Genomic DNA, 17110 nt, shown 5'->3' with positions numbered 1-17110 from the left:
TCTGCTCTTCGGTGAACTTCGATCTCTTCATGTCCGGTCCTCTCATTGGGACGGACTCTAGCATCAGATGGACGAGTTATCGGGGGTCACAGCACCCGCAACCTAGGCATGCGGCGCAGCAAGGCTGTCCACTGCCAATCTGCGCGAGCGCGAGGTGCTGACTGAGATCACCCCGGCGGCCTGAGAAGGTTGCACGGTTTTGGATTGCGGAGCCAGCCACAAGCGTCCTGAATTCGCCGTCGAAGTCCTTGCCGACGAAGGCCAAGGGCCATCTGCATGACATCTGTCACGCAGAAAATGCAGTCAGCGGCCAGAATCGCCTTCGTTTCCTCAGTCGAAACCGACAGCGTCAAATACAACAAAGCGGTCGCCAAGTTGGCGAAGGACTGGGCCGAGACGCTGACCTTCCACCATTTCCCAGCCCAATACCGAAAGCACATCCGGCATGTGATGAAGATGGCTAGGGGCAATACGACGGAAAAATTCGGAGCTGGAGGGCGGTTTTGCTGGCGCATCAGCCCTTGAGATTGCTAAACAATAGCGAAAGGTGCGGATTTTAGGCCGCGACGAGAAGGTCGTAAAGGCTCAAAAATGGCTTCGGCGCAGCAACTTATCGGGCTCATAAAGAGCCACGCAGAGGGGGACGAAGAGCGATTCTTCGATCTCGCTATGCAGCTTGCCGCAACGGAAGAACAGCGCGGCCACAACCGACTTTCGGAACAGTTGCGGCAATGGGCTGAAGCATCAAAGACCCCGAAGACCAATGTGCCTGCGAAGTTGACACCGCTGGCTGCCCCGCGCGGCGATCTCGCGGGTATCTTGGGGGCGCGGTACCCGACAACAACGCTCAACGACCTGATCCTGCCGGATTACTTCTCCGACGAACTGCGCCAAATCGTTGTCGAAACCCGTAAACGTGATCTTCTCGAAGAGAAGGGGCTCCATCCACGCCGACGGCTCCTCTTTTCCGGCCCTCCAGGCACGGGGAAAACCCTGAGCGCTGAGGCATTGGCAGGCGAACTCAAGTTCCCCTTATTCACGGTCCTGCTTCATGGGCTTATCACCAAGTTCATGGGAGAGACCGCGCAGAAGTTGCGCCTGATCTTCGATGCGATCCGCACAACTCGCGGCGTTTACCTGTTCGACGAAATCGACGCGCTTGCGGCATCTCGCGGAAACGAAAATGACGTTGGCGAAGCCAGGCGAATTTTGAACTCGTTCCTCCAGTTCCTGGATGAAGATACCGGCCCGTCTATCGTTGTTGCGACCACGAACATCCCTGAGATTCTGGACAGAGCAATTCTTCGGCGCTTCGAACTGGTGCTGCCATACGAGCTGCCTTCCAAAGAGGCAATCCAGAAGGCTTTGCGGCGGCGCTTGATCGGTTTCAGCGTCACAGATGTGGACTGGGATGCCGTGTCGAGGGTTGCGGAAGGTCTTTCAACCGCAGATGTTGTTGCTGCAGGAGAAGATGCCGGGCGACGCGCCGTCTTGTCCTCATCAGATAGGATTTTGACGGATACGCTTATCGCATCAATGGAGCGCCGGCGTGCGTTGCATGGACTTGGAACATCGCTGAATGGAACGCAATCGCCCTCATCTGATTCTAAACGGCCTCGGACAGGCAGTCGTGTTTCAAGCCAAGGGCGGCGGTCAGACAAAGCGACCAAGTGACGTCCCGGACCGGCGCGCACATGCACTGGCGCTCCTGCGTGCAATCGATGGAATCGGTGACCCGGCGGCACAGGGACGGCCTGGTGTTTATCTCGAGATTGAGGCGCGACCTAACGAACCATTCGTGACCAAGAGCCTTGATGCTAGCGGCCTGCATCTGCTCAGAGTGGATTCTGACGCCAAGAATGAAGCCGAACCCGCTCGCGCGACCGTCTTCGCGTCGCAAGTCGGCTTGGCCAATCTGCGGAAAAAGGTCGAGGCCTTTCAGGACGAGGACACACAGACCGGGCGACCGAAGAATGCCGACCTCGTTCAGAGTATTAGGGCCATCGTCGAGGCAGGACTGCGCGCACTTTGGCGGAGCCCATCTGCAAAGTTCCCCGAGGACGACGGAGCAACGCATCCTTGGGAAATCTGGCTGGACCGGAGCGGAACTGACCATTTCATCGCGCAAGCGCGCGGCATTGGTATCCGCTTTGAAGGAGGAGAATCACAAGCGGAAGGAGGGCGCCTAGAGTTTCCGGAAGACATTGTCGTCGTCGGTTACGGAACGCACGCCCAAATCGCCGAAGCCGTCCGCACGTTTGGGACGGTTAAAGCCCTTGCCGCCCCCACCGTCCTATCTGATTATTTCGAAGGGCTGGCGCCGGAAGAACAAGCTGAATGGGCCAGGGCCATGGAAGGCCTCTTACAGCCGCCCGCTGCAGCGGACCCGAGATACATTACGCTCCTCGACAGTGGCGTGGGACTGAACCATCCTCTCATTCGTCCTTTTCTTGACCCGGCCGATCGTCACGCGGCGCAGCTGGGATGGGGTTTGGACGACAGCAGGGGGCATGGCACCCAGCTTGCAGGCATTTCGCTTTACGGAGATCTGCTCCCGGTCATCCAAAGCAACATGCCTGTTCAAGTCCAGCACCGGCTCGAGTCAGCCAAGATCATCCCTGATGCTGGCCAGAATCCTCACCATCTGCTGGGCGCCGTCGTTCTCAAGGCAGTAAACGCGGTTGAGGCGAATGCGGCGCGAGGCAGAACCTTTTCGATGGCCAGCACGACAGACGAGGACACGCCTCACGACGGCGCTCCGACGTCTTGGTCGAGCGAGATTGACCAGCTCACCGCAGGCGTGTCGGGGAATCAGAAGCGACAGCGATTGTTCGTAATTTCTGCTGGAAACACGGACCAGAACCGCTTCCGCGGCGGTGATTACCTGTCGATCTGTGATGATCCAGATCATGAGATTGAATCGCCTGCGCAAGCATGGAACCCAATCTGCGTAGGAGCCTGCACTGACAAGGTCAGGTTGCCTGCTGACTTGCCCGGCCAGCCCGTTGCCCCCATCGGCGACCTTTCGCCATCGTCGCGCACAGCAAGCTGGTGGAGGCACTGGCCGATCAAGCCCGACGTGGTGATGGAAGGAGGCAATTGGGTACAGGATCGCCTTCCGCCCCGGATGAAGCACCCCGCGCTCTCGCTGCTCACGACCGACCATCAGTATCCAATGCGGTCACTTACGACGACTGCAGACACCAGCGCGGCAACAGCTCTTGCCGCGAAGGCTGTCACGGAGCTTTGGGAGGATTACCCTGCCCTGTGGCCAGAGACGATACGTGCGATTTTCGTCTCCTCGGCTCGATGGACGCAGCAGATGAAGACGCATCTGCCGGCAAATCCCTCAAAAGGTGACTTCGCGAAGCTGTTTCGACGGTATGGCTACGGCGTCCCAGACCAAGCGCGTGCTCGGCGCAGCGCAGCGAATGCTCTGTCCCTCATCGTTCAAGACACGATCATCCCATATCGGCCGAGCGACACGGCCGGGGCTGACCCTGTCCACAATCAGATGAAGTTCTTTGAGCTTCCTTGGCCTCGCAATGCCCTCAGGGCGCTCGGCACCGCTGAAGTAACGCTACGAGTTACACTGAGCACGTTCATTGAACCAAATCCCTCGGAAGCGGCACGCGGATCAAAGTTCCGCTATGCATCGCATAATCTTCGTTTCAAGCTCAACCGAGCCAATGAGAACCAGGCGCAGTTCAAGGCTCGGATAAACAGGCTGGCGGATGACCCGGAAGCGGAAGCTGTGGCCGACAATGATGGATGGGTCTATGGACGTAACCGACGCGATGTGGGGAGCTTGCACATCGACGAGTTGCGGTGCGCGGCTTCGGATCTCGCCCGGAGAAACATGCTTGCGGTTCACCCAGTGGCAGGTTGGTGGAAATCAAAGTCGACCCGGAACGTCAGCCAAAAGACGGCGCGCTTCGCTCTCGTCGTTGAACTGGATACCGGGGATGTCGAAACGGACCTCTATACGGAGGTTGAGGCAGCGATTGCAGCGATGAACGCTGCGCGGGTGCAGATGGTTGTTTGAGCGGAGATCTTTTCGGCAACATCCGCATTGCGCTTGAGGGCCGAGCACGCTGGTCAGGTCGCCGCCGTCACAGAGGGCGTTTTGCCGACGGTGAGGTTGCGGCATTGCATTCACAGCAATCGATGATAGCAGCAATTCGCGCCTCGCTTAGCCGCCATGATGACCTTAAACCATGTCGAGCAACCTTTGGATGGATTGATGAACGATGAATGGCTTGTCTAGGATTGGATCTGGATAACCACGCGCTGCCCATGTCTGACGCTGCAGGCCACTTCCTTCAGCTTTGAAAAAATTACCAATTACCCCGGCGCGATACAGCGCCGAGACGACAAACTCTGGACGCCTTGAGTTCTTTAATCGCCTTACGGTGTCGATCGTGCTGGCGGCCTCATTAATCCTTCCTGTAAATATCTCCAAATCGAAAATGTAGTGCTTCCCCCTTAATATAGAGATGGCGGCATCGATTTCATAATCAAATAGATTAGCCGATAGCTCATCCTTGAACTCATCAAGCATTGCCTGCGCAAAAGAATTGTCGTTGTCGTCGAAATCGTCTTCGGAGAACGCGGTTTTACCCCACGCCCTGTCTGCTGCGGCCAACAAGCAGAGAAGTACGCCTCGTGGCCTGTGAGACCCCATGTCGAGCAAAAAGCGCTGAAATTCCTTATCTTTTACTGCTGCAGGGAAGTAGCTACTCCAAGGGTCGGGAGTGGGAATTTCCCCTTCTTCTATTTCGGAGTTCTCAATTTTCTTTCGAAATATTTCCAAAATACTGCTGGACTGCCCGGGTGCCGGCTCCCAATTTAGATTCACGGAAAATGACTTCATTATTTTATTAAGCTCGTTTGAGGATCCGGGAAACGAGTGGATCACCTCGGATCGGATTGAAGCATAGCACAGTGCATCAATTCCCGACTCATGGAATGTCTGATTCATTGAGTAAGCAGAGAAAATTAAGTCGCGCACCATTCTTCTGTCGCGCTCTCCGCTCCCCATTTCCTCGAGGAAGAACTCGAGCTCATCTATATATAACCTAACCTTCACACCATCTTTCAGCTTAATACTCTTCAGCGCTTCCTGGGAAAGTCTAACTAGGTCAAGTAAGTCGACGGAGTTTCCCCCATCGTCTTTGCGCCTTGCTTCGATTTCCGCCCCGATCTCTGATTTTAAAGCGCCAACATTTATTGAAAGGCTGACCTTTCCTTTGGCGCCTTCTATCTTCATTGAGTCGAATAGTGTGTTGAATTTCCTCTGATCAGCTTGCAGGAGAAGGGAAACATCCTGGAAGTAATCCTTCCCATCTCGCACATCAGATGGTTTGATGAGCCTGAAGACATTCTTGAGTATGAACCATTCCCATACCGTCCGGTAATCTGTTTCGACGGCAAACTTTCCCTGATCCTCGACGACGATTGTCCTTGTCATTTTGTCAAGCTTCGATCTGTCTTCGGACCGAATTTTTGACTTGAACAGGATGAGTGCCGAGTTCTCTTCCCCGATAATGTGCCTAAGGTGCAGCAGGATCGTAGTCTTTCCAGATCCTTTTGGACCTACAATAAAAAACTTTGATCCATTCTCGAGCTGAGAGATGTTTGCCTTTGGCGGTGAGGTGAATGAATTGAATAGGACGCGTGATCCATCCTTTTCTTGCCTCATGTACTCATGCAAGGCATCGGGGTCTCCGAAGCGGATTTTATCGACAGAAATATTCATCGCACAAACTCTCACGATCTCATGGACACTTGACCCAATCAATACTCTACATATGAGGAGGAATTGCAACCAGCTATTTTTCGATCTCGCTGCAAGTATTGAAGTACGGAGCGAACTTTCGGCCGTCTGGCTTTCTTGAAGCATCGCGTGTAGCGAACTGCGCTGTCTCGCCCTCGGCGACTGTCAGGTCCCTCGCTGCGGTTCGCTCGAATGGCTGCTTGGGCGGCATGCGCCGGGAGGGCCGACCGGCGGCTGAGGGCCGGGTAGGTCTTCCGCGCGAGACGCGACGGCCAGACCGTAGCGTCTGCACCCTGCGTACCTTGCGAGTGGCCGTTTTCTCCAATTTGCCGTCCTAGCTTGACCTTCCCCGTCAACTCTCGCGCCACAACGGGCGGCGGCCGATGAAGGTTGCCTCCGGTTCGCGGGTGACGCGTCCCTCGACCAAGCCCCAGAACCCGGATTTCCGGCCGTGGTTCGCCTTCAGCCCCGCGCGGTAGGTCGCATGCATCTCCATATCCTGTGGCCGCGCGGGATCGGCATCGCTGGCAGTGCCAAGGCGGTCGAGGATGTGCAGGTATTTCGCGCCATGCGGATAGGCTTTCGACCGGGCACGGGCGAGGATGTCATCAAGTAGCACGCGATAGAGCAGCGTCGCCGCCAGCGGTTGCTCGGCCTCCAGCGTCTCGGCGATGGCGGGCAAGATGTGCCAGTCCGACCCTGACCAGGCACCCCGATGCGCGATCACCACCTGGGCGGCCAGATCGGGCCGCTTCCAATCAAGGAAAAACCGCAGCGCCACAAGCGGCACGGGGTGGTCGAGCGCCACGACCATCGCCTTTTCCTCGGCCGCGCCATCTTCGAAATCCGGCAGTGCCCGCAGATAGGCGCGCAGGATCGGCGGCGCGAGTGTGTCGCGAAACCGATCCCAAAGGAGCCCGCGCGCCTCTTCTCGTCGGTCGAGCCGTTTCAGGATGTCGGCCTCAAGCAGGGCCTGCCGCACCGCGGGGCTGTCGCTGTCGTCCTCGTCGTCGAGAAAATCGAGCAAGGTGGAATGCGCCCGCGGCCCGCCCTTGCGCACCCAATCCAGCGCCTCGGAAAGCCGACCGGCATCGCGCAGCGTCTCGGCGAGGCCAAGCGTGTCTTGACCGCGTTCCGATTTTTCGCCTTCCAGCGCGACGAGATGGTCGAGGTCGCCCCGGGCCCGCGCGATCGACTGCCGGATCTGCCGCCATTGATCGGTCATCGAATAGAACCACCGGCCGGTTGCGCGCTGCGGCGCCTCCTCGGCGTGACGGTCGGCCGAGCGGCGGGCCAGATCCTCCTCCCAGGCGGAAAGCACGTCGGGGGGCAGATGCGGGATCACCTGATCGGCGACGCGCGGCAGATAGCCATGCTCAAGCTCGCCCAGCCGGTCCATGATCCGGTCGGGCAGAGGATGGGCCGCCTCGGGCGACAGCCGGGCCGCGATCGGGCCGAGGGCGGCGATGCCGTCTTCGTAAACGTCCTGAAGCTTGCCCGAGGAATCGTCGATCCGCTCGAAGACGGATTTGTGCGTGGCGAGAAATCGCAACAGCCGGTCGGCGCCGAGGTCGGGATCGGCGGGGGCAAGCTCATCGCGGATGCTGGCCAGAAGGGCGGCGAGATCGTCGCGAAACGCCCGGGCCTTTTCCCAATCGACGAAGGCGCGGGCGCGTTCAAGGCCCGCAAGGCGGCGGTCGATCAGCTTGGCGATGGCCTCGGGGCCGGACTGCCCGGCCAGCGCCGCCGCGACGCGCCGCTTGAAGGCGGCGTTCGTGCTGGCCTCCTCGAAGACGAGGGCGGCGAGTTTCGCGGCGCCAAGCGCCTCGAGGGCATCGGGGGAAAGGGTCGGTTTGCGGGCCATGTTGAGCGTCCGAAGCGGCAGGTCAGGCGACTTTGCCCGAGGCCAAGGCGGGCGGCAAGGGCAGGAACGCGGTCTTTCCGGCGGAAAGAGCGGTGCCCCCAAAATCCGGAAAAGGCGCATCCGAAGAAAACAGGAAAACCTGATTCAGGAAAATGAGTCCGGGTCCAGCAGCATGCTGGTCGCAGCACTTCCGGCTTGTCCGGGAGTGCGAGAAGGGGTCTCGGGGGTATCCCCTGAGCGAACGGGTATTTTGAAATCTGCGCCAGCGGATTGCAAAATGCCTAGTGAGTAAAGCTCGTGAAGTATTCACGAGCTTGTGATTGAAAATGGTGCGCCGATTTTCGGGGGCAGGTTGGACAGTTCCCTTGCCATAAGATGCACGAGGAAATCATGTCCGTCCAGCCAAAATTTGAAAATGTATTTCCGGTTACGGAAAACAGTTTTCCGATCGTATTTCGGCTTGAGGGGCTGCATCCGAAAGATATCTGGCGCATTTTGATGCATGATCGGCGACGCGGCGGAGATCTGTCACATGTCGATCCCGCGGCAACGCCTTTCAACGAGAGACTTTTGGGAGAGCCAGATTGGGACCTGAGAATAAAATCTGAAATCAGAGCGGCTCAGGAAGGAAATTTTGCGGAAAAAATCCGCGCTCTGGAGGCGAAATCTCGGAAAAAAGACGCCGAAAAATTCAAAGTGCTTGGCCTTTCCGATCCGTGGAATTCTTGCAGTGATGGGCCACTCCGGGAAGGGATTATCACGGTCAACAAGGATTGGTTCGGTGGCGCCGGGATTGCGAAATGGGACAAGGGCAAGGTTGCGGAATTCAAAGCCAGGGCCATGGATTTTCTGCAGGAGAGTTTTCCGAATGGGCAGCTGCGCTATGCCTCGGGTCACGCCGATGAAGAGGCGTTTCACATTCATTTCGTCGTGGCGGTCTGGCGCGAAAAGGTCTCGAAACACAGCGGGCGGCAACTCTTGTTGCAGGCATCGGCCAATCCTCTGATTGCGCGGTACGAGACGGCGCAGGATCTGGCGGGCGAAGCCTTCGCGCCGCTTGGTATCACCCGGGGGGAGCGCCGGGCCGAGGCTGCCCGTGCGGCGAAAGCGGCGGGACAACGGCCGCCGGAGAAGCGGGCGCATGTTCCGCCGTCGCAGTGGCGGACGAAGCTTCTGGCGGACGCGCAGGCAGATGCCGTGCAGGTGCTTTCTGTCGCGCAAGAGGGGGCGCGTGAGGCGGTAGGGGAGGCGCGAGACCTTGGCGAAAAGGTGATCAGGAAGGCCAGAAAACGGGCGGTCAAGGAGGCGAGGCTTCGGAGAGAAGCGGCAGATCGTGACGTGAAGCGGCTGGAGCGGGGCAAAGTGGCGTTGACCGAAACGGTCGCGCATCTGCGTGATGAGGCCGACGCGGCGCGGGACGCATGTGAGCAGACTTGGGGAGAGGTGGCGGCGCTGCGTGACAGGGCTGCGGAGGTGACCGAAGAAATCCAGGGTACGACTGCGGAATTGCGGCTGGTGCGGTCGGAGATTGCGGAAGAGAGGGAATACCGGGAACGATTCCGGAAAGGGAAAGAGGAGGCGGAGAGGGCGCGAGACAAGGCCCGGGCCGAGGCGCTGGTGGCTGAGGGTGATTCCTTGGAGCAGAAGGAAATGGCTCGGGAGTTGCGCGAAAAACTGAGGTTGGTTCAAGAACGGGCGTTGGAGGAAGAACGGGGCTGGGAGCTGAAACGGGAACGGGTGGGATCAGAACTGGCGTTGGAGGAAGAAAAACTGGGGTTGGTCCAAGCTCTTGTGGTGGAGGAAGAAAAAAATCTGGCGATGGTCCGGCAGGAGGTCGGTGCCATCACCGACCGGATGACGGAGGAAAAAAACACGCTTCGGGCGGTCGAGAACGACCGCAAGGACGGAGAAAAGCGATTGGCAGAGGCGCGGCGCCAGGTGGAGGCGACCAAGGTCGTGGTTGCCGCAGTTGAAGAGGGCCTTGAGGCGGTGTGCGCTGGGACTCTGGCTTTCTCTGAACAAGAGAATAAGGTGAACTGGGGTGAAAACGCGCCTCAGGACGTTGAAGAGCGTAAGCAAGTGGGCTCGCGGCTGAAACCGGGTCTGCCACTGATCACCAAGATCGCGGCCATGGCCGCGCGGGTGGTGAAAAAACGTCTGGCGGTGGAGCGGGAGCGGCTGCGGGGGGATCTCGCGTTTGTCTCGGGGCTGCGGGCGCAATTGAGCGAGGCGCAGGCGGAAAGATTGTCCGGAATCGGAGATCGGCATGGCTTTGACAAAGGCATCAGGTGAGGCTTGATCTTGATTGCAGTGCAATCATCTCTTACCTTTGCAGCGTAACCGGAGGGTCCGATGGCCAGCATTACGATCCGCAATCTCGATGACGATGTTAAGCGCCGCCTGCGGGTGCGTGCGGCCGAACATGGCCGTTCCATGGAAGAAGAGGTGCGTTACATCCTGCGCCTGAGCGTCTCCGCGCCCGAGATGCCTCGGAACCTTGGGCAGGCCATCCACGCCCGTTTCGCGGCACTGGGCGGCGTCGATCTGGAGCCGCTCTCGCGTGGCCCGATGCGGGATCTGCCGGATTTCGGCTGAGCGATGATCCTGCTCGACACCAATGTCATCTCTGAACTGATGCGGGCGGAACCTTCGCCCGAGGTGCTCGCGTGGTTCGCGGCCCGCGATGCGGCTGATCTGTTCCTGACCGCGGTGACCGAGGCGGAATTGCGCACGGGCATCGCCATCTTGCCGGAAGGCCAGCGCCGTGACCGGCTGCAGGTCGCGCTTGACGCGATGATCGCCGAGGATTTCGCGGGCCGGGTGCTGCCCTTCGACAGCCCCGCCGCCCGCGCCTATGCGCGCATCGCCTCCACCCGCCGTGCGGCCGGACGCCCGATCGCCGAGGCCGATTGCCAGATCGCCGCCATCGCCGCAGCCACCGGCGCCGCCGTGGCGACCCGCAACACCAAGGATTTCGAGGGCTGCGGCCCGACGATCATCAACCCGTGGGTCGTTTCACAGGCCTAAACTATGACGGTGGACTCGTTGGCTACAATATGGCTTTCGCTAACCCACTGACAATAAATGTTTTCGCCGCCTCTGGAGCGAAGTTCTGGTCCGCATTTGCCCTGACAGGTAGGGTTGAGTGCTTCATGATATCCGCAGGGTCCAGGCATGACTGAGGGCTTTATTGTCGCGTCTCGTTGCGTCGATCCTCACGGCTTGCCAGAGGATGCCGCGCTCAGGCTATACTGGCGGCCGGACAAGGTTCTACCGACCGAACAAAGTATCTGCACCGCGATGAAATTCAGGCTGGAAAACTGGTTCGGGGCGGGCGAGAAATAATGAATCGACATGCACTCATCGCGAGCGACGGCTCACACGACAATTCGATATCCAATGACGACCGCGAACGCGTGAATACGCTAGGAGGATATTTTGGACGATTTGCATTCTGGCGCCGAGGAATCCATTTTTTCCGGCAAAGGGTCTATCAGCGAAAAGCTCGAGAAGGCGCGGACGGAACTTCTCGACCTTTCAGCCCGAAATCGCCTCCTGAACATGCCTCGGTCGGGCAAAGGCACCAAAACAATCGAAATCTTCGACGAGAAAAGCAACGAAGTCTTTCGCCTGCTGGTTGGTGATGGCAAAGCTTTCACCTTTGTGCCCGGGTCACCATCTCGCAAGGCGGCCAAAGATGCAGACGGGAGCACCCCGCCAGAAGCCGACCCGATAGACGAAGACGCCGATGTCATCGAAGCGCTTGCATTGCCTGAGGATCAGGATTTCGATGAGCGAGGCGTTGCGGCGCGCCATAGCGACACGCGGCTCCAGACAAAATTCACGCCAGAAGGTCTACAAAAGCGCCTGCTCGACCTGTATTATGACGCACGCACGCTCGAAGATGAGCAGGGCGTCAACGTCCTTTACCTAACGCTTGGCGTCCTTCGGTGGGTCGATCCTCTGGACAAGAAGAACATCCGGCATGCGCCTTTGCTTCTTATCCCCGTCACCTTGGAACGCGGGACAGCAGGCGAGAGGTTCAAACTCAGGTCTCGTCCAGAAGATTTCGCCGGGAACTTGTCGCTTGAGAACTTCCTGGATCGCCTTCATGGTATCCGGCTGCCGGAATTCGAGGTCGGTGAAACTTTCGATTTGTCCTCTTACTTCGACGGCGTGGAGCAGGCTATCGACGCTAAGGAGGGCTGGGGCGTCGACCGTGATGTCATCATTTTGGGGCTTTTCTCCTTCGCCAAATTCATGATGTACCGCGACCTCGATCCTTCGATATGGCCGAATGGCGCGACGCTTACCTCACGACCCTTGCTTACAGGTTTGTTGGAGGATGGGTTTTCTGCGGGTGAGGCATTGCTGCACGAAGACGCACCGATCGATCCGTTGATCGCGCCGGCAGACATGCTTCACATCCTCGACGCCGACAGTTCTCAGACGCTTGCCATCCACGAGGTCAGGAACGGTCGTAACCTGGTCATTCAGGGCCCGCCTGGCACGGGCAAAAGCCAGACGATTGCAAATTTGATTGCTTCGGCTGTGGCAGATGGGCGCACGGTTTTGTTCGTGGCGGAAAAGATGGCTGCCTTGGAGGTCGTGAAGCGGCGCCTCGATGTCACAGGGGTAGGGGCCGCGTGCCTTGAGTTGCACAGTCACCGCGCTAACAAGAAGTCTGTCCTGGAAGATCTTCGTCGCACCTGGGAAAGCGGATCGCCGCGCATCGGCGACCTCGGTTCGCTGAATGCAAAATTGACCGAGCTTCGCGATGAACTGAATGGTCATGTCGCGCGAATTCATCGCAAACATCGTCCCTCGGGGCTCACTCCTTATCTCGTCATCGGTCAGCTTGTCCGTCTGCGTAACGCCGGGGAGCAACCAAATGACATTGTCCTGACCGAACCCGGCTCCTGGACGAAAGACGAATTTGACCTGCGCCACCGCATCGTTTCGGAACTTGCCGAAAGGGTCAGAGAAATCGGTAATCCAGCTGACCATCTCTGGTTCGGCGTAAAACTGTCCAGCATTACACCGATGGATGTCGAGCGACTGACGGCCAGGCTTGTGCAGGTGGCTGATCAATGGCGCACCGTTGCCAGGCCAATCAATGAGCTTGCCGCTACGCTTGGCAAAGAGCCGCCGACCTGTTGGCTCGATACGGGAATAATAACAGCACTTGCCCGCAGGCTTGCGTCATCGCCTCTCTCCGCCGACGCGTTCTCGGCGCCGCAATGGCTGACCAATCTGACAGAAGTCAATCATTTTATTGAGTTCTGCGCCAGCCATGCGGAAATGAAACGTTCCCTTGAAGACACGGTTTTCGAGGATGCCTTCCACTCAGATCTGAATGGCTTGTCGCCAGTCCTGACCAAGATTTCCACGGTCACGACGAATGACGACCTCGCCCAAATTGAATCGCTGGCTTCTGAATTGCTGCCGAAGTTCGAGGCCGCTTGTGATATCGCCAATGTTCTGGGCGAAACCGTTCCTGAGCTTTTTTCGGATCTTGAGCATCTGAGCCGACTGGCAGACAAGATTGCATCTGCTCCGGTCGCGATCATCTCGGCCTTGGCCGACCAAAGCTGGGAGCGCAATCCCGGCGTTTTGCAGGACGCGGTTGACGCGGTGCGAGCTTACCGCGAAGTCCAAGCGGCATTGGATGGGAAGCTCGCAGATTCTGCTTGGGATACCGATCTCGCTCCGGCCCGCTTTGTTCTTGCCTCCCATGGCACCGGGCTCTTAAAGAGCTTGAACGGTGATTGGCGCAAGGCGAACCGCTTGGTTCGATCCTGCTTGGTTGACCCAGACCAATCTCTCGACGAAACCCTTGCGCAGCTTGACCTGCTGCGAAAGGGCAAGGTGGCCAAGGAACTCCTCGCGCGGTCTGAGCCAACGGCAAGTGCGGCATTCGGCCCGCTTTGGCGCGGTGAGCGATCAGACGTGTCGCAATTGGCCGCAGTTGTGGACTGGATGCTGTCGCTGGGAAATTTGGGGAGTTCGATGCGGCAGATCGCGTTGCGCGAGCCGGATCGCACAGCGGTCGAAAAGCACATGAATCGCTTGGCCGGCGTCGATAATCTGCGCGCAGCCGCAGAGCTCTTTGCAAAGCTTTCAGACCGTCCTCTTGAAGCAATGCGGCTGACGGAACTGATTGCGGACGCGACATCCGTCGTTAATGCCGAGCAAAGTTCACGCCGTCTGTTCAGGACACTCCCGGACACAATGGGTGAACGGCTGGATATTCTTGCCAAGATAAGCGCGGTTCAGGAGGCCGAGAAGGAGGTCGCGCTTGCGGATGGCTGGGCAAAGCGCGCCTTCGGAAGTCTGTGGAGGGGCAATGAATCGTCCTGGCCAGATCTTCAGGCCGCATGCGGCTGGGCGGTGGCCAACCAGGACATTCTTGAGCTTGCGAGAAGTGTGGCCGATCACCTCCAGTTGGCGGACCGTGCAGAACGGATAGATAGCCACTGGCAATCGATTTTGCGTGACACTACGCAGGTCCTCTCCTTGCTTGACCTCGACATCGAGGCGGCCGCCGGGTGCAATCTGGAATGTCTGGCATTCGACAAAGCGGTTTCACTTTTCAACACTTGGAGCCAGTCCGGCGAGGGCCTGTACCAATGGACATCCTACCGGGATCGCGCGGAACGTGGCCGCGCACTGGGCTGCGCCGACATTGTGAATCGCCTTTCCGATGGTCGGCTGTCCCCTGAGCGTGCCGTTCCGGCATTTGAAATGGCATATTACGAAGCCATTTTCTCGATCATGTGCGCGACTGATCCTGAGATCAGCAAATTTGACGGAACGCTGCATTCCCGAAAGGTGGTGGAGTTTTCCGATCTCGATCTTCAGAGGATCCACGTATCCGCCGACGAAATTGTGCGGGCGCATAGCAAGCGCATTCCGCCGCGCGACGGCGGGGCGGTCGGCCCCCTCGGAATTTTGCGAAACGAGTTGCAGAAGAAGCGTGGCCATATGCCAATCCGCAAATTGGTGGAGCGGGCAGCGCCGGCCCTTCAGGCGTTGAAGCCTGTTTTCATGATGAGTCCCCTCAGTGTCGCGCAGTTCCTGACGCCGGGTGCAATCGACTTTGATCTGCTCGTGATGGATGAAGCCAGTCAGATACAGCCAGTCGATGCTTTGGGGGCCGTGGCGCGGGCTCGTCAGGTTGTGGTCGTAGGCGATCCGAGGCAACTTCCCCCGACATCTTTCTTTGCGCGGATGACTGGTTCTGCTGACGAGGACGAAGATGATGGCAGCCGCGTCGCCGACATCGAGAGCATCCTCGGCCTGTTCACTGCGCGAGGATTGCCGATGCGGATGCTGCGTTGGCATTACCGCAGCAAGCACCAATCTCTCATCGCCGTCAGCAACCGACAGTTCTACGAAAGCAAGCTTTTCGTTGTCCCGAGCCCCTATACTGCCGAAGCCGGAGTGGGCCTGCGCTTTCACCATATTCCCGATGGTATATTCGACGCCGGCGGCAAGCGCTGCAACTCCCTCGAAGCGAAGATCGTCGCCAAAGCAATCATCCAGCATGCGTTGGACTATCCCGACTTGTCGCTTGGCGTCGCTGCGTTCTCGGTGGCGCAACGGCGGGCGATCCTCGACGAACTCGAACTCCTGCGGCGTGCTCACCCCGAGACCGAAGGGTATTTCCACGCGCATCCTTCTGAGCCGTTCTTCGTGAAGAACTTGGAGAACGTGCAGGGCGACGAACGCGATGTGATCTACATTTCCGTGGGCTATGGACCGACAGTTCCGGGTGGAAGGGTCCCCATGCGCTTCGGTCCACTTGGAACTGAAGGTGGTGAGCGACGCCTCAATGTTCTGATCAGCCGAGCCAAACAACGGTGCGAGGTCTTTGCGTCAATGACTGACGAAGACATTGATCCTGACTTTGCGCAAAGCCGAAAGGGCGTGTTCGCATTTCGCCTTTTTCTGCACTATGCGCGAACTGGCCAGTTGACGTTGGCAGAGTCGACAGGTCGCGGGCATGATAGTGTCTTCGAGGAACAGGTGGCCAATGCGTTGCAGGAGCGCGGCTTCAACGTTCATCGCCAAGTGGGCCTGGCGGGCTTTTTCATTGACCTAGCGATTGCAGATCCCGAGCGCCCCGGTCGATATCTCCTCGGGATCGAATGCGATGGCGCAGCTTACCATGACGCACTGTCGGCGCGCGACCGAGACAGACTTAGGCAATCCGTTCTGGAAAGCCATGGTTGGCATATCCACCGGATTTGGAGCACCGATTGGTTCCAGCGCCCGCAGCAGGAAATGACCCGTCTCGTCGCGGCAATTGAGGCTGCAAAAGCCGAGGACGAGGTTCGCGCGGCGAAGCGTGTGGCGCCACAGGTCAGGATAACCGCCGAGGAGGTTGGGGATTGGACCTACATGGGTGTTGAATCTGGCGTGCCAGATGAACAACCGCCCGCAGTTGCCAGGACGCCAGCTTATGTCGAAGCTGTCTTGCTCCGACCCAGCCATCATCAGGAGGAACTTCATGAGGTTCCGCGGGGGGTGCTTGTCGCTTTGCTCGAGGCCGCGGTTGAGGCAGAAGGACCGGTTCACTTCGATGAGGTGGTGACACGCATAAGAGAAGCGTGGGGTCTGAAGCGCGCAGGCAGTCGCATCCGTGATGCAATTCACGCGGCCGCTGATGTCGCAGAGCGGAAGGGCACTGTTGTTCGTTGTGGCGACTTTCTTTCTGTTCCTGGGCGTCAGCCTTTCTTGCGTGACCGGGCGGAAGCCAGTTCAATCGGGTTACGGAAACCAGAAGCAATTCCCGTTGATGAAGTTGCGGCCGGTGCGGAAGCCATTGTTCGTGCCAACTTCGGCGCAACCAAGGATCAGCTTGTAACTGAGATCGCAAGATCGCTGGGCTTCAAGGCGACCAGCGAAGTCTTACGAGGGCGCTTGGTCGAGGGTATCGAATTGGCTATCAGCCGTGGAGCGATCATTGATCAGCAAGGGCTGCTTCAGATCGCGGTGCCCAGTGAACAAGAGGAAGTCAGCAAATAAGACGACGGCCAAGCATGGGGAAGTGTAGCGTGGGAAACTGGACGGCCTTTTGACTGGGGATGATAGGAGATGTCATCCTCATCTTGGTTGTGAACAATTTTGGTTGGGTCGCCGCGGGTCCTCGCAATTAGGCACGATGGCGCCGGTGAGTTGAGTCACGCTGCCTTCAGAATTGGTTTTAGGTTGAGTGCTTGGACGAACGCGAAACAATGTTGTGATCCTGCCCCCGCAACCAACTAAAGCGAACTTTCCATTCGACTATAAGCCCCGCCACCCGCGGGGTTGCTTGCCGTGAGCATCTTCACGATGTTCCCGTTGCTGTGACCCCCGATGTTCATCCGGCTGAAACCAGAGTCCTTTGCTGAATTTGGCGCGGTTGCGCCGACGGAGCAATGGGCGATCTGCGCAGCCGTTCAGTTGCGCGAAGCTGATCGCCCATT

General features: G+C 58.3%; 9 protein-coding genes. 7 read left to right on the top strand and 2 right to left on the bottom strand.

Going from position 1 to position 17110, the window contains the following annotated elements; genetic code table 11:
* The first annotated feature begins 276 nt into the window (after positions 1-276).
* From C8J30_RS17550 to C8J30_RS17540, 3 genes are all read left to right on the top strand, one after another.
* Positions 277-525, top strand: coding sequence for a hypothetical protein (locus tag C8J30_RS17550; RefSeq protein ID WP_110807338.1), 249 nt, complete (start codon positions 277-279; stop codon positions 523-525).
* Positions 526-591: 66 nt separating this feature from the next.
* Entirely contained in the window at positions 592-1674 is a 1083-nt protein-coding gene (locus C8J30_RS17545; protein WP_110807336.1) for an AAA family ATPase, read from the top strand.
* The gene (locus tag C8J30_RS17540) at positions 1580-4045 is read left to right on the top strand and encodes a S8 family peptidase (protein WP_245909924.1); all 2466 of its coding nucleotides are present in this window, start codon (positions 1580-1582) and stop codon (positions 4043-4045) included. The genes C8J30_RS17545 and C8J30_RS17540 overlap by 95 nt, the downstream gene beginning before the upstream one ends.
* Positions 4046-4210: 165 nt before the next feature.
* Here the strand turns inward: C8J30_RS17540 and C8J30_RS17535 are convergent, their stop codons facing one another.
* Both C8J30_RS17535 and C8J30_RS17530 read right to left on the bottom strand, forming a co-directional pair.
* Positions 4211-5758 carry a P-loop ATPase, Sll1717 family gene (locus tag C8J30_RS17535; RefSeq protein ID WP_110807334.1) on the bottom strand — a complete coding sequence of 516 codons (1548 nt, stop codon included), beginning with the start codon at positions 5756-5758 and terminating at the stop codon, positions 4211-4213.
* 370 nt (positions 5759-6128) lie between these two features.
* Positions 6129-7640 carry a DUF6880 family protein gene (locus tag C8J30_RS17530; RefSeq protein WP_110807332.1) on the bottom strand — a complete coding sequence of 504 codons (1512 nt, stop codon included), beginning with the start codon at positions 7638-7640 and terminating at the stop codon, positions 6129-6131.
* A gap of 375 nt (positions 7641-8015) precedes the next feature.
* Between C8J30_RS17530 and C8J30_RS17525 the strand changes: the two genes are divergently transcribed.
* The 4 genes from C8J30_RS17525 (at position 8016) to C8J30_RS17510 (ending at position 16670) form a co-directional block, all read left to right on the top strand.
* Entirely contained in the window at positions 8016-9932 is a 1917-nt protein-coding gene (locus C8J30_RS17525; RefSeq protein WP_110807330.1) for a plasmid recombination protein, read from the top strand.
* Between the two features lie 60 nt (positions 9933-9992).
* Positions 9993-10235 (top strand): FitA-like ribbon-helix-helix domain-containing protein, encoded by a 243-nt coding sequence (locus C8J30_RS17520; RefSeq protein ID WP_110807328.1) that lies wholly within the window; start codon positions 9993-9995, stop codon positions 10233-10235.
* A gap of 3 nt (positions 10236-10238) precedes the next feature.
* A complete protein-coding gene (locus C8J30_RS17515) occupies positions 10239-10667 on the top strand; it encodes a type II toxin-antitoxin system VapC family toxin (RefSeq protein ID WP_110807326.1) in 429 nt (142 codons plus the stop codon).
* A gap of 411 nt (positions 10668-11078) precedes the next feature.
* A complete protein-coding gene (locus tag C8J30_RS17510) occupies positions 11079-16670 on the top strand; it encodes a DUF3320 domain-containing protein (protein ID WP_220033829.1) in 5592 nt (1863 codons plus the stop codon).
* Positions 16671-17110: the final 440 nt, after the last annotated feature.

The organism is Rhodobacter viridis, from assembly GCF_003217355.1.
GTDB classification, from domain to species: Bacteria; Pseudomonadota; Alphaproteobacteria; order Rhodobacterales; family Rhodobacteraceae; genus Rhodobacter; species Rhodobacter viridis.
The sequence above is the reverse complement of the archived record's forward strand: the minus strand, read 5'-3'. Positions and strand labels throughout refer to the sequence as shown.

Bases quoted from the DNA above. Each gene is read 5' to 3' on its own strand.
- C8J30_RS17550 (WP_110807338.1), top strand. From the start codon at position 277: ATGACATCTGTCACGCAGAAAATGCAGTCAGCGGCCAGAATCGCCTTC.
- C8J30_RS17545 (WP_110807336.1), top strand. From the start codon at position 592: ATGGCTTCGGCGCAGCAACTTATCGGGCTCATAAAGAGCCACGCAGAG.
- C8J30_RS17540 (WP_245909924.1), top strand. From the start codon at position 1,580: ATGGAACGCAATCGCCCTCATCTGATTCTAAACGGCCTCGGACAGGCA.
- C8J30_RS17535 (WP_110807334.1), bottom strand. From the start codon at position 5,758: ATGAATATTTCTGTCGATAAAATCCGCTTCGGAGACCCCGATGCCTTG.
- C8J30_RS17530 (WP_110807332.1), bottom strand. From the start codon at position 7,640: ATGGCCCGCAAACCGACCCTTTCCCCCGATGCCCTCGAGGCGCTTGGC.
- C8J30_RS17525 (WP_110807330.1), top strand. From the start codon at position 8,016: ATGCACGAGGAAATCATGTCCGTCCAGCCAAAATTTGAAAATGTATTT.
- C8J30_RS17520 (WP_110807328.1), top strand. From the start codon at position 9,993: ATGGCCAGCATTACGATCCGCAATCTCGATGACGATGTTAAGCGCCGC.
- C8J30_RS17515 (WP_110807326.1), top strand. From the start codon at position 10,239: ATGATCCTGCTCGACACCAATGTCATCTCTGAACTGATGCGGGCGGAA.